Raw genomic sequence first — 12,013 nt, 5'->3', positions numbered from 1 at the left:
GCGTCGCGGCAAGGTGCAAGACGGGCGGTTTGCACACAAGTCTTCATAAAGCCGCAAGGCTTGCGGCGGCGCCGTGGCGAGCGCTAACGTGCAATGCCGAGAAAAAGCCGGGATTGCGTCCCGGCCTCGCCCAGTTCCTCTGGCACAACAGGCTCAACGGAGGGGATTTGAGATGTATTCGGTATTGTCATTATTGACCGGGGCCGTGCTGATCGGCCTGGTCTACGGGCTGAGCTTCCTGCCCACCGCCACGCTGGCGCGGTCCGACGACGAGCCGGGGCTCGGCGTGACCGACGATGCGCCCATGCCCGACGGCAGCGACACGGACGCCAAGCCCGGCGCCTAAAGATCCGGGCTATTGCCGCTCCTCTCGCGGCACGGCCGGGTCGAACGGCGCCCAGCGCGGCGCCTCCAACGTCCATAAAATTTTCTGCGGCTTGCCAAGCTCGGGGTTATCGAGCGTGCCGGCGCGCACGCCTTTGACCTGGCGGCGCGTCTCGGACTGGGTGAACACCGGCGTGCCGCAGACCGGACAGAAGGCGTGGGTCACCATGTCGCCCCTGTCGGCGCGGCTCGCATACTCTTTGATCTCGCCTTCGACGACGATGGCCTCGCTCGGGAAGAACACGTTGACGGTGGCGTTGCCCGCGCCGAGATACTGGCAGGTGCGGCACCAGCAGGCCCGCGTGGCGCGGGGCTCGGCTTCAATTCGATATCGTATTGCACCGCACAAACATCCCCCCGTAATCGTGCCACTACTCGCCATGTGCCGGATCCCCTTCAGAGGCCTGCAAACTGCGCAACAAAAATGGCCGGGGCAAGCCCTGCCTTCTGCCCCCCTGCCCAGCAATGATCACGATCTCGTCGCGAAATCGGTACATCCGCCGCGTAAGTCTGAGGCAGATGCGGAGGTCACAGATGGACGAGACGAAATTGTCTTTGCGCGCGGCCCTCGCGCAAGATCGGCTTGAGGAATTTGTGCGCCAAGCGCAGGCCCTTGGCGTGACGCTGGACACGGGATCGGATTTCGAACGCGGCCTCGCCCTGCTCATGGTGCGGCAGCGCAAAGATCAGGACGGGCAAGCGCCGTCGCATTCCGGCGGCTAGCGGCGCGCGACCGAACAAAAATGGCCGGGGCGGACCCCGGCCATCGTCGTTTCGATCCCCGGCGCTCGCCGGAGGGAAATGTGTAAGCCCGAGCCTAAATGCCCATGGCCTTGGCCTTGTCGAGCAGCGCCTGCGTCTGGCAGAGGCGATGTCGATCAGGCTCGCGCTTATCCCCGCAGCCCCAAGCGGCCTTATTCTGGCGACACTGAAGATGACCAGAAAGGGCTCTCTGTGCCTGTTATCAACATCCCGGCAAGCCTGCGCCGTCTAAGTTGGCTGCTCAACGCAAGCAGCGTCGAGGCAGCATTTCGCCAGCTCGTTTGCGCTGTCGAAGCGAAATTCGATCCCAACCAACCGCGCGTACCCGCCGGCAACCCGGATGGCGGTCAATGGACGGACGCTGGCGGAGGACGGGCCAGCGGCAGCGCTGAATCCTATCAATCGGCGATCGGTGGCAGTGCAGATGTTGCGGGGATCATCGCGTTCGCAAGACGTCAGCGGCTTGCCGGAAACCCTCTGAACTTCCAAAAATGCCTCTACCTCTGCTATCCGCTACTTGAGCGCAGGCAGCGCGCCGGTAGCGATCGCAACACCTGGGACTTCCACAAATGCATGAATGCCTGTCTTCAACGGAATCTCTAGGCGGAATATGATCATGGAAAAGGAACTAGCGTGGGAAATCGTGCGAGTTGTGTTTCGGAACTCAAGAGAGCTCCAGGAGTTGCTCGCGCTCTTGAAGGACCGCGCAACCTCTGATGACTATCAGGCTTTTGCACCCCGCGTCGCACAAGGCATCGATGCCATCAATGACGCCTTGCTGAACCCCGTGCTCGCGGCCCATCCAGAATTTTCCGATCGTATCAAAGCGGAGCTCGAAGCCCACGGCCGTATTGACTGAAGGCAAAGCAAAATGGCCGGGGCGAACCCCGGCCATCGTCGTTTCGATCCCCGGCGCTCGCCGGAGGGAAATGTGTAAGCCCGGGCCTAAATGCCCATGGCCTTGGCCTTGTCGAGCAGGCCCTGGGCCTGGCGGATCGAGGCGATATCGATCAGGCGGCCGTCGAGCGACACCGCGCCCTTACCTTCTTTCGCCGCCTGCTTCATGGCCTCGACGATGCGCTGGGCCTTGGTCACCTCGGCCTCGGACGGCGTGAACACCTGGTTGGCGAGATCGACCTGGGAGGGGTGGATGGCCCACTTGCCCTCGAAGCCGAGCACCGCGCCGCGCTTGGCCGCGGCCAGATAGCCGTCCGGATCGGAGAAATCGCCGAACGGGCCGTCGATCGGACGCAAGCCATAGGCGCGGCAAGCCACCATCATGCGGCTCAGCGCATAGTGCCAGGGGTCGCCCCAGTGATAATCGCGCTTGTCGCTATCGTCCTTGTCGGTCAGGACGCCGTAATCGGGGTGCGGGCCGCCAATGCCGACGGTGCGTGCGCGGGTCGACGCCGCGTAGTCGGCGACGCCGAAGCTCATGGCCTCGACGCGCGGGCTCGACTGGGCGATGGCCTCCACATTGGCCATGCCGAGCGCCGTCTCGATCAGGAGCTCAAGGCCGATCTTCTTCTCGTACTTCTTGTACTGCTCGATCTGCGTGACCAGCATGTCGATGGCGTAGACGTCCTGCGGCACGCCGACCTTCGGGATCAGGATCATGTCGAGGCGCGGGCAATTCTCCAGCACGTCGACGACATCCCGGTAGGCGTAATGGGTGTCGAGACCGTTGATGCGGATCATCATGGTCTTGTTGCCCCAGTCGATCTCGTTGAGACCCTGGATGATGTTCTTGCGGGCCTGCTCCTTGTCGTCGGGGGCCACGGCGTCCTCGAGGTCGAGGAAGATGACGTCGGCGCCGCCCTTGGCGGCCTTCTCGAACAGCGACGGGTTGGAGCCCGGCACGGCCAGCTCCGAACGGTGCAGACGCGGAGTCGCCTGCTGGATCAGGGTAAAGCTCATTCTACGGTCCCTCCTGGTTTAGCCTGTCGCGCCGAGACCGGCGGCAACGGTGTTGATGGAAAGCAGCAATGCCGATTTGAACGCTTCGCGCTCCTGGTCGTTGTCGCTCGCTCTAAATCGGCGGAGCAGCTCGACCTGCTCCCGGTTGACCTCGTTTATGGTGGGGAGCCTCTCGGCCAGAGAGGCGCGGAATTGCGGGAAGCGCTCCGCGGGCGAGGCGCTTCCGGACACTTTCAGCACCATCTTGGTGGTGAGCGCAAGCTCCTTCTCGATCAAGGCGAAGATGGTTTTGCGGACCGTCTCGTCAGAGACTAACCCCGCGTAATCGCTGGCGATTTCAAGATCCACGACGGCCAGGATCTTCTCCACCTCGTCGATGATCAGGCGGAACAGCCGGGACTCCTTGAACATCCGGTCAAGCAGCGCCGCGCCCTTGTCGCCGCGGACCTCAAGCATACTTTGGAGGGCGCTGCCCACCCCGTACCAGCCCGTGATGAGATGCCGGTTCTGGGCCCAGGCGAACACCCAAGGGATGGCCCGCAGGTCCTTCAGCGAGTTCGCGCCGAAGCGCCGCGCTGGCCGGGAGCCGATATTGAGCATCGAGATTTCTTCGAGCGGGCTCGCCGCCTGGAAATAGGTGACGAGGTCCGGATGGGTGATGAGCCCCGTATAGGCGGCCCGGGACGCGCCCGCCAAAGCCTCCATCGCGTCGTCGAATTCGCGGCTCGGCCGAAGCGCCCTCTCCCGCTCCGACTTCAGGGCATGCTCCAGCACGGACGAGGCGAGTAGCTCCATCTGATAGAGCGACGTGCCCTTATTGGCGTATTTGTAGGAGACCACCTCGCCCTGCTCGGTGACGCGGAAGCGGCCGCGGATGGAGCCGGCAGGCTGGGCCGCGATCGCGCGTCCGGTGGGCGCGCCGCCGCGCGACACCGAGCCGCCTCGGCCGTGGAAGAAGGCGATCGCCGTGCCCGTTTCCTCGCCCACATGGGTAAGGCTGACTTGCGCCTTGGCGAGCTCCCAGTTGGAGGCCACGAAGCCACCGTCCTTGTTGGAGTCGGAATAGCCGATCATTACTTCTTGCAAACCGCCCTGCCAATGGGTGGAGCGGCGGATAAGCGGGATGGCGAGCGCCTCGCGCATGATGGCGGGCGCGGCGCGCAAATCGTCGATGGTCTCGAACAGCGGCACGATCGGCATGGCGCAGATCTCCGTGCCAGCCGTGTCGAGGAATAGACCGCCTTCCTTGGCAAGCAGATAGGCGCCGAGAATGTCGTCGACCGAGCGCGTCATCGACAGAATGAACGAGCCGAAGGCGTCGCGGTCGAGCCCGCGGCGGATTTCGGCTGCCTGGGCGAACATGGCGATCAGCTCGGTCGTCTCCGCCGGTAGCGCATCGATCACACGGTCGGTGGTGAGCGGGCGCGCCAGCTCGTGTAACAGCCAAGTGCGCCATTCGCGGCTGCCGAGCTCCGGCGGATCGCCTTCCCCATGGCCGGCGCCCGCCCACCACAAGGATTGCAGAGCCTGGGTCGTGCGCGTGGTGTTTTCGCGCAGATCGAGCCGCACGGTCGAGAAGCGGAACAGTTCCACGGCGCGCCGCACGGGGCGCACCAGATCGGCGGCGATACTGTGGCTATTGGTTTCTTCCAGCGCGCGCTCCACCAGGCGCAGTTCGTGAATCAGTTCATCGGCGCTGGTGTAATGCGGCGTACCAAGATCGAGCTCCTGACCCTCCGCCCGGCGCATGCTGGCGTCGAGCTTGCGCAGCATGCAGGTGAGGAACTGCCGGTAGGGCTCGCCGGGATTGCGCTGGGCGATGATCTCCTGCTCGCCGCTCATGCTGAGCGCATGCCCCAGCTCCTTGCGGAAGCCTTGCGGCACGGGCAGCGCGCGTTCGGTAATCGACAGGACGCGCGCGAGCGCCACGATCCGCTCCCGGTAGTGACGCAATGCGGCGAGCGCATTCTGGCGCAGCGTCCAGCCGGTCACGCTCGTGGTGACGTGCGGATTGCCGTCGCGGTCACCGCCGATCCACGAGCCGAACTGGAAGAAGGGCGGCAGCTCGAACTCCTGGTCCGGGTAGTTGCGCTTGAGCGCCCCCTCGAGCAGCGCCATCATCTCCGGCGCCTTTTCGAATAGCGTCTCGTCGAAGAAATGGAGCCCGCGCAAGACTTCGTGCTCGACCGTGGGCTTCTCCAGATGGAGCTCGCCGGTCATCCACACGAGCTCGATCTGATCGCGGATGTCGGCGAGGATCGCTGCCCGCTCCCGCTCCGTCCAGCGCGCGCCCTCGAGCTCCCGCAGGAGGAGATAGACCTTGCGGTACTTCTCCAGCACCGTGACGCGCTTGGACTCCGTGGGATGCGCGGTGATGACCGGGCGGATGCGCAAAGATCGTAAGAGATCCTCGATCTCTTTCGGCGCGATGCCGTCTTGCACCGCCTCGGACAGCACATGGTCGAATGTGCCGCGCAAGGACTCGCGTCCCCGCTCGCGCTCGATATGGCGGCGGCGACGCATGGCCGCGTTCTGATCGGCAATGGACAGAAGCTGGAACCAGATGCCTTGGGCCTGCAGCGCGCGGGCCATCAGCTCCGGCGAGAAGTCGGAAATATTGGCGCCGCCGGCGAACACCGCCTCGATCTCGGGCTGGTGGCGGCGGACCACGTCCATAAGGAGGTCGAAGAGGATATCGGCGGCATCCCTGGGCGAGGTTCCGCCGATAAGCGCGGGCGCACCCGCCTCGGCTTCAAGCTCCGACTGTTGCAGCTCCTCGTTCATGACAACGCTGGCACTCCGATCGCGCCGATCGGTTTTGAGTGGCCGGACCGGGCGTCCCCCGAATGTCCGGCATCCTAATTCCTTCGCCAGCACCGCCGCAAAGAGAGGCGCAGTGGAGCCGTCAGACTCCACTCGCAACCTTTAGCCTTCGGAACGGCCGGGCGTCGCCGCCCGGCGCCTCCCTTAAGCCCCGAGCACCTGCGCCACGGTCGAGCCGAACTCGCTCGGATTGGGCGCAACCGTGAGCCCGCACGAGCGCATGATCTCGGCCTTCTCGGCGGCGCTGTCGCCGGCCGCCGAGATGATGGCGCCGGCATGGCCCATGCGGCGCCCCTTGGGCGCAGTCAGGCCGGCGACGAAGCCGATGACCGGCTTCGACATGTTGTCCTTGATCCAGGCGGAGGCCTCGGCTTCCTGCGGGCCGCCGATCTCGCCGATCATCAGCACGGCTTCGGTCTCCGGGTCCTCCTCGAACAAAGCGAGGTGGTCCAGGAAGGACGAGCCGTTGATGGGGTCGCCGCCGATGCCGACGGACGTGGAGATACCGATGTCGTGCGCCTTCATCTGCGCGGCCGCCTCGTAGCCAAGCGTGCCGGAACGCGAGATCACGCCGACCTTGCCTTGCAGATAGATATGCCCCGGCATGATGCCGAGCATGGCCTTGCCCGGGCTGATGATGCCCGCGCAGTTCGGGCCGACCATCATGGTCCGCTGGTCGCGCGGATAACGCATCAGATAGCGCTTCACCCGCATCATATCCTGCGCCGGGATGCCGTCGGTGATCGAGCACACGAGCTTAATGCCCGCGTCCGCCGATTCCATGATGGCGTCGGAGCAGAAGGCCGGCGCCACGAAGGTGATGGACGCTTCCGCGCCCGTCTCCTTGACGGCTTCCTTCACGGTGTTGAACAGCGGGCGGTCGAGATGCCGGCCGCCACCCTTGCCCGGCGTCACGCCGCCGACCACGTTGGTGCCGTACTCGATCATCTCCTTCGCGTGGAAGGTGCCCTTGTCGCCGGTCATGCCCTGGACGATCACCGGTGTTTTTTCGTCGATCAGAATGCTCATTACGTTTTCTCTCCGATGACCTGCTTTACGCCGCCTGCAGCTTGCCTTGGCACGCCGCAACCGCTTTCTCGGCCGCTTCGGCCAAGGTCTCGGCGGTGATCAGCTTGAGCCCGCTCTCGGCGAGGATCTTGCGGCCCTCCTCGACATTGGTGCCGGCGAGGCGCACGACGAGCGGCACCTTGATGTCCAGATTCCCGCAGGCCTGAACCACGCCCTTGGCCACCCAGTCGCAGCGATTGATGCCGGCGAAGATGTTCACCAGGATGGCTTTCACATTTTCGTCGGACGCGACGAGCTTCATCGCCGTCTCGATGCGGTCCGGCGAAGCGCCGCCGCCAACGTCGAGGAAGTTCGCCGGCTCGCCGCCTGCGTGCTTGATCATGTCCATGGTCGCCATGGCGAGGCCCGCACCGTTCACGATGCAGCCGATCTCGCCATCGAGACCGATATAGTTGAGGTTGTGCTCCGCGGCCTGCGCTTCGCGCGGGTCCTGCTGCGAAGGATCGTGCATGTCGGCCACGTTGTGGCGGCGGAACAGCGCGTTGTCGTCGAACGACATCTTGGCGTCGAGCGCCAGCACGCGGTCGTCCTTGGTCACCACCAGCGGATTGATCTCCAGCATCTGGGCGTCGCAATCGCGGAACGCACGATAGGCGTTCATGATCGTCGACACGGCACTCTGCGCCTGCTTGATGCTCAAGCCGAGCTGGAAGGCGATCTCGCGCGCCTGGAAGGCCTGAAGGCCAACGGCCGGCTCGACGATAACCTGAAGGATGGCGTCGGGATCGGTCTTGGCGATCTCCTCGATCTCCATGCCGCCCTGCTGCGAGGCGATGACCCGGATACGCTCTGCCTTACGGTCGAGCACATAGCCGAGATACAGCTCGCGATCGAAGGGCTCGGCCGCCTCGATATAGACGCGCTGCACGGGTTTGCCCTCGGGCCCGGTCTGGTGCGTGACCAGGCGCTTGCCGAGCATGGCCTGCGCCGCCTCGCGCACCTCGTGATAAGTCTTGCAGATCTTAATGCCGCCGGCCTTCCCGCGCGCACCTGCATGAATCTGCGCCTTGACCGCCCAGCTCCAGCCGCCGAGCTCGGTCGCCGCATACACGGCCTGATCGGGGCTAAAGGCCACGGCGCCTTTCGGCACCGGTACGCCGAAGCTACCCAGAAGTTCTTTCGCTTGATACTCGTGAACGTCCACGTCGTTCCTCCCTTCCTAGTCTCTTCGGCGGGCTATCGTTTGTTTGAGAGCCGGTTCCGAAAGGCCTCAGCTCACCTTGCCCTTTACGATGTCGTATGCCTTCTCGGTCGCGGCCTCTGCACCGTCAAGAAGACTCTCCAATTCGCTCAGCTTAGCGTCCACAAAGCTCTTGTCCGAGATCATTTTCGCATTGATGTAGACATTTAGCGCCGCACTTCGCAGCGCAGCATAAGCCGACAGCACGCCAACGCCGGCGTCGGAAATCACGTTGAGGTTGCCCTTTTCGGACGCCGCCAACGCCAGGTCGATGACCTCCCGTGCCAGATGGCAGCAGCCCAAGGGCACCTCGGTGGCCTGTTTCAGGGCCGCCTGGATGGTCTCGCCGCGCGCCGCCTTCTCGGAGTCCGTCTCCTTCGGCATGCCGTAGGCGGCCATCACCGTATCGAAGGCGCGCACGTCCTCCTGGATCATGCCGGTCAGCCGACGGCGCAAATCTTCGGCCTTGGCCAAAAGCTCCTTCATCTCGCCCTCGACCTCGGCATACTTCTTTTTGCCGATGGTGAGGTTGCAGACCATGCTGACCAGCGCCGCGCCCATGCCGCCCATGATCGCGGCCGCGCTGCCGCCGCCGGGCGTCGCATCGCTCGATGCGAGCGCGTCGAGGAACGGTTCGATCGCGGTGTCCTTGATCTCGGTCATCTAGGCCATCTCTTTGGCGAGCGCATAGATCTCCTCCGCGTCGTAGACGCCCTCGGAGCTCTCGAACAGCTTGGCGATGCAGGCCCGGTGCAGCTTGAGCTTCAGCCCGCCGATGCCGAGCGCGCCGAATGCGAGCTTGCCGTTGTAGTCCTTGCCCTTGTCGGTCGCCTCGATACCTTCAACGCCGAGCGGGGGCTGCGCGTTCACGTCGGCCAGAAGCTCGATATTTGGGTTGTTCTCCCACGCGGACTTGGGCAGCAACTGCACGCCGATGGCGCCGGCCGAATAGACGATATTGGCGTCCTTGACGGCTGCGGCACGCTCCTCATCCGTGGCGCCCGCAGCACCCGAAACCTTGATGCCGAAGCGCTTCTCGATGACCTTGGCGGCCTCCTCCGCGCGCTCCTTGGTGCGCGAGGTGATGGTGACGTCAGCGCCTTCCATGCCGAGGAAGCCCGCGGCGCGCATGCCGACCGGCCCCGTGCCCGCAAGCACCACGGCCTTCTTGCCCTTGAGCGGCATCGCTTTGGCGAGCAGCGCCACGCCGGCCGCGGCCGTCGTGTTCGAGCCGTTGGAATCGAGCATCACCGAAACGCGGAATGGGCCGAAGAAGCTCTTCTTCACCTTCTCGAACAGCGCCTCGCCCTTGGCCATGTTGCCGCCGCCGACGAAGATCGCGGTGTTCTGCTTGTCCTTGCCGCCACGGGTGTAGATGGTGCCGTCGACCAGCGCGCCCACTTTGTCGGGCGTCACGTTCGCATAGCCGGTGACGCGGTCGGCGCCGCCGTCATAGCCGACGACCGTGTCGAACACGCTCGGCATCTCGTCGGTATCGAACAGGAACAGCAGTTTCTTCATGGCGGTCGCCCCTAAAAGCTAAACGACGACGTTCTGCGGTTTTTCCGCGACGAACGCCTCGATGTTGTCGATCAGTTGATCGGCCAAGATCTGCATGGCCTCACGGCTCGCCCACGCCACATGCGGCGTAACGATGAGGTTCGGCATGTCGAGATCGAGCAGGATGTTGCCTTCCTTCGGCGGCTCCTTGGTGAGCACGTCGAAACCGGCGCCGGCAATGGTGCCGACCTTCAGCGCCTCGGCCAGCGCCGCCTCGTCCACGAGCCCGCCGCGCGCCGTATTGATGAGGATCGACGTCGGCTTCATCATCTTCAGCTCTTTGGCGCCGATCATGTTCTCGGTCTCGGGCGTGAGCGGACAATGCAGCGTGATGACGTCGCTCTCCTTGAGCACCGTCTCGAGGTCCACGAGGCCCTCTTGCGGAAACACGTCATAGGGCAGGATCTTCATGCCGAGACACTCGGCGCGCTTGGCCACTTCCTTGCCGATCGCGCCATAGCCGACAATGCCCATGGTCGACCCGGCGATGTCGCGGATCGGATGGTCGAAGAAGCAGAATTGATCGACTTCCGCCCAACGGCCGTTCTTTACGTCTTGCACATACGCCAGCAGGTTCCGGCGCAGCGCGAACATCAGCGCGATGACGTGCTCCGGCACGGTGTTGAAGGCGTAGTTGCGGATATTGACGACGGTGATGCCGTTTTCTTTGCAGTAGGCCTTGTCCACCACGTCGGTGCCGGTGGCGGCCACGGCGATCAGCTTCAGCTTGGGAAGCTGCTTCAGCACCTCGGCGCGCATCGGCACCTTGTTGATGAGGGCGATGGTCGCATCCTTGAGGCGGTCGACAATGTCCTCAGGGGTCCAGGTCGACTGGTACTCTGTATAGGTGTGCGGAAAGTCCGGCTTGCGTACATTGGCGCCCACCGACTCTCGATCGAGGAAGACGATCGCGTGCTCCACTGAACCTCCCCCTTCTCCTTGCGTCCGCGGGGCCACTCCCCACGCCACATTGAACCTCTCCGGAGCAAGGCCGCTCGCCCCGGTCGGCGTTCGTCCTGGCCTTGCGTTGAATGCTTGGCCTCTTACTCCGCGGCCATGCGCTGTTCGCCAGCGCCTCCGCGGAAACACTCTTGCGCCGCCGCCACGCCCGAGCCGGGCGCGATCTCGATGCCGACGTCGCGCATGGACATTTCGGCGCCGGCGAGGGCGCCGAGAAGCATCAGCTCGTTGAGGTCGCCGAGATGGCCGATGCGGAACAGCTTGCCCGCCATCTGCGACAGACCCGCGCCGAGCGCCAGGTCGTAGCGGCGATAGGCGCGGTCGATGACATCGGCGCCGTCGAAGCCTTCCGGCACCATGATCGCGCTCACCGTATCGGAATACCACTTGGGCTCCTTGGCGCAGAGCTTGAGCCCCCACGCCTCGACCGCGGCGCGGGTGCCGCTGGCCAGATGGCGATGCCGCGCGAACACGTTCTCAAGCCCTTCCTCGAACACGATGGCGAGAGACTCACGCAGACCGTAGAGCAGCGGCAGCGCCGGCGTGTACGGGAAGTAGCCGCCCGGATTGGTGCGGAAATGATCGGCGAAATCGAAATACGCCTTCGTGCACTTGGCGCCTTCCATCTGCGCCAGAGCCTTTTGGCTCACGCAGACGATGCCGAGGCCCGCGGGCAGCATCATGCCTTTTTGCGAGCCGGTGATGGCGAGGTCCACGCCCCACTCGTCGAAGCGGAAATCGATGCTGGCGATGGAGCTGACACCGTCCACATAGAGCAGCGCCGGATGGTTGGCGACGTCGATGGCGCGGCGCACCGCGGCGATGTCGGAAGTCACGCCCGTGGCGGTCTCGTTGTGGACCACCATGACGCCCTTGATCTCATGGTTCTTGTCGGCGCGCAGCGCCTCCTCGATCCGCTCAGGTGAGGCGCCCGTGCCCCATTCTTCCTCCTGTACGATCACCTCGAGCCCATGCCGGCGGGCGAGGTCGATCCACAGATGGCTGAACTGGCCGAAGCGCGGGGCGAGCAGCTTGTCGCCGGGCGAGCGGGTATTGGTGAGGGAAGCCTCCCAGGCGCCGGTGCCGCTGGACGGGAAGATGACGACCTGACCGTCCTTGGTCTGGAAGACCTTCTTCATGTCCTCGTAGAGCGGAAGGGTCAGTTTCGGGAAATCGGACGAGCGATGGTCTTCCATCGGAACGTGCATTGCCCGAAGAATTCGCTCGGGAACATTGGTTGGCCCCGGCACGAATAGAAAGTTACGGCCCGGCCGTCTGGCTCCAGACATGGTTTCCTCTCCTAAGGGATTCTGGGCTGCCTAGGTCTTAGGCGGACCT

13 protein-coding genes are annotated in these 12,013 nt (G+C 64.3%); 4 read left to right on the top strand and 9 right to left on the bottom strand.

Annotated elements, in window-relative coordinates; all coding sequences use genetic code 11:
• Positions 1-172: 172 nt before the first annotated feature.
• Positions 173-346, top strand: a complete 174-nt coding sequence (locus tag ACSLE4_RS03245; protein WP_435903052.1) for a hypothetical protein — start codon at positions 173-175, stop codon at positions 344-346.
• A gap of 9 nt (positions 347-355) precedes the next feature.
• Here ACSLE4_RS03245 and ACSLE4_RS03240 read toward each other — a convergent pair whose 3' ends face one another.
• Positions 356-766 carry a GFA family protein gene (locus tag ACSLE4_RS03240; protein ID WP_435903051.1) on the bottom strand — a complete coding sequence of 137 codons (411 nt, stop codon included), beginning with the start codon at positions 764-766 and terminating at the stop codon, positions 356-358.
• 152 nt (positions 767-918) lie between these two features.
• Here ACSLE4_RS03240 and ACSLE4_RS03235 point away from each other — a divergent pair, with 152 nt between their 5' ends.
• The 3 genes from ACSLE4_RS03235 (at position 919) to ACSLE4_RS03225 (ending at position 2,005) form a co-directional block, all read left to right on the top strand.
• Entirely contained in the window at positions 919-1,107 is a 189-nt protein-coding gene (locus ACSLE4_RS03235) for a hypothetical protein (RefSeq protein ID WP_435903050.1), read from the top strand.
• A 231-nt stretch (positions 1,108-1,338) separates the two neighbouring features.
• Entirely contained in the window at positions 1,339-1,749 is a 411-nt protein-coding gene (locus ACSLE4_RS03230) for a hypothetical protein (protein WP_435903049.1), read from the top strand.
• Between the two features lie 13 nt (positions 1,750-1,762).
• Positions 1,763-2,005 (top strand): hypothetical protein, encoded by a 243-nt coding sequence (locus ACSLE4_RS03225; RefSeq protein ID WP_435903048.1) that lies wholly within the window; start codon positions 1,763-1,765, stop codon positions 2,003-2,005.
• Between the two features lie 86 nt (positions 2,006-2,091).
• Here the strand turns inward: ACSLE4_RS03225 and ACSLE4_RS03220 are convergent, their stop codons facing one another.
• The 8 genes from ACSLE4_RS03220 to ACSLE4_RS03185 all read right to left on the bottom strand — a co-directional run bounded on the left by ACSLE4_RS03220 (position 2,092) and on the right by ACSLE4_RS03185 (position 11,964).
• Positions 2,092-3,063 carry an HpcH/HpaI aldolase/citrate lyase family protein gene (locus ACSLE4_RS03220; protein ID WP_435903047.1) on the bottom strand — a complete coding sequence of 324 codons (972 nt, stop codon included), beginning with the start codon at positions 3,061-3,063 and terminating at the stop codon, positions 2,092-2,094.
• An 18-nt stretch (positions 3,064-3,081) separates the two neighbouring features.
• Complete coding sequence (locus ACSLE4_RS03215) at positions 3,082-5,847, bottom strand: phosphoenolpyruvate carboxylase (protein ID WP_435903046.1); 2,766 nt, start codon at positions 5,845-5,847, stop codon at positions 3,082-3,084.
• A gap of 183 nt (positions 5,848-6,030) precedes the next feature.
• Positions 6,031-6,915, bottom strand: a complete 885-nt coding sequence (gene sucD / locus ACSLE4_RS03210; RefSeq protein ID WP_435903045.1) for a succinate--CoA ligase subunit alpha — start codon at positions 6,913-6,915, stop codon at positions 6,031-6,033.
• A 25-nt stretch (positions 6,916-6,940) separates the two neighbouring features.
• Positions 6,941-8,119 carry a malate--CoA ligase subunit beta gene (locus tag ACSLE4_RS03205; protein ID WP_435903044.1) on the bottom strand — a complete coding sequence of 393 codons (1,179 nt, stop codon included), beginning with the start codon at positions 8,117-8,119 and terminating at the stop codon, positions 6,941-6,943.
• Between the two features lie 66 nt (positions 8,120-8,185).
• A complete protein-coding gene (gene fchA / locus ACSLE4_RS03200; RefSeq protein ID WP_435903043.1) occupies positions 8,186-8,818 on the bottom strand; it encodes a methenyltetrahydrofolate cyclohydrolase in 633 nt (210 codons plus the stop codon).
• Positions 8,819-9,676 (bottom strand): NADP-dependent methylenetetrahydromethanopterin/methylenetetrahydrofolate dehydrogenase, encoded by an 858-nt coding sequence (locus ACSLE4_RS03195; RefSeq protein WP_435903042.1) that lies wholly within the window; start codon positions 9,674-9,676, stop codon positions 8,819-8,821.
• Between the two features lie 18 nt (positions 9,677-9,694).
• The gene (locus ACSLE4_RS03190) at positions 9,695-10,636 is read right to left on the bottom strand and encodes a D-2-hydroxyacid dehydrogenase (protein WP_435903041.1); all 942 of its coding nucleotides are present in this window, start codon (positions 10,634-10,636) and stop codon (positions 9,695-9,697) included.
• Between the two features lie 122 nt (positions 10,637-10,758).
• Positions 10,759-11,964 (bottom strand): aminotransferase class V-fold PLP-dependent enzyme, encoded by a 1,206-nt coding sequence (locus tag ACSLE4_RS03185; protein ID WP_435903040.1) that lies wholly within the window; start codon positions 11,962-11,964, stop codon positions 10,759-10,761.
• Between the last annotated feature and the right edge of the window lie 49 nt (positions 11,965-12,013).

Origin of the sequence: Methyloceanibacter sp., from assembly GCF_051306395.1 — a bacterium.
Classification (GTDB): domain Bacteria; phylum Pseudomonadota; class Alphaproteobacteria; order Rhizobiales; family Methyloligellaceae; genus Methyloceanibacter.
The sequence above is the reverse complement of the archived record's forward strand: the minus strand, read 5'-3'. Positions and strand labels throughout refer to the sequence as shown.

What these genes read in the sequence shown, in the direction of transcription:
- ACSLE4_RS03225 (WP_435903048.1), top strand. Translation starts at nt 1,763, where the DNA reads ATGGAAAAGGAACTAGCGTGGGAAATCGTGCGAGTTGTGTTTCGGAAC.
- fchA (WP_435903043.1), bottom strand. Translation starts at nt 8,818, where the DNA reads ATGACCGAGATCAAGGACACCGCGATCGAACCGTTCCTCGACGCGCTC.
- ACSLE4_RS03195 (WP_435903042.1), bottom strand. Translation starts at nt 9,676, where the DNA reads ATGAAGAAACTGCTGTTCCTGTTCGATACCGACGAGATGCCGAGCGTG.
- sucD (WP_435903045.1), bottom strand. Translation starts at nt 6,915, where the DNA reads ATGAGCATTCTGATCGACGAAAAAACACCGGTGATCGTCCAGGGCATG.
- ACSLE4_RS03235 (WP_435903050.1), top strand. Translation starts at nt 919, where the DNA reads ATGGACGAGACGAAATTGTCTTTGCGCGCGGCCCTCGCGCAAGATCGG.
- ACSLE4_RS03245 (WP_435903052.1), top strand. Translation starts at nt 173, where the DNA reads ATGTATTCGGTATTGTCATTATTGACCGGGGCCGTGCTGATCGGCCTG.
- ACSLE4_RS03240 (WP_435903051.1), bottom strand. Translation starts at nt 766, where the DNA reads ATGGCGAGTAGTGGCACGATTACGGGGGGATGTTTGTGCGGTGCAATA.
- ACSLE4_RS03215 (WP_435903046.1), bottom strand. Translation starts at nt 5,847, where the DNA reads ATGAACGAGGAGCTGCAACAGTCGGAGCTTGAAGCCGAGGCGGGTGCG.
- ACSLE4_RS03220 (WP_435903047.1), bottom strand. Translation starts at nt 3,063, where the DNA reads ATGAGCTTTACCCTGATCCAGCAGGCGACTCCGCGTCTGCACCGTTCG.
- ACSLE4_RS03185 (WP_435903040.1), bottom strand. Translation starts at nt 11,964, where the DNA reads ATGTCTGGAGCCAGACGGCCGGGCCGTAACTTTCTATTCGTGCCGGGG.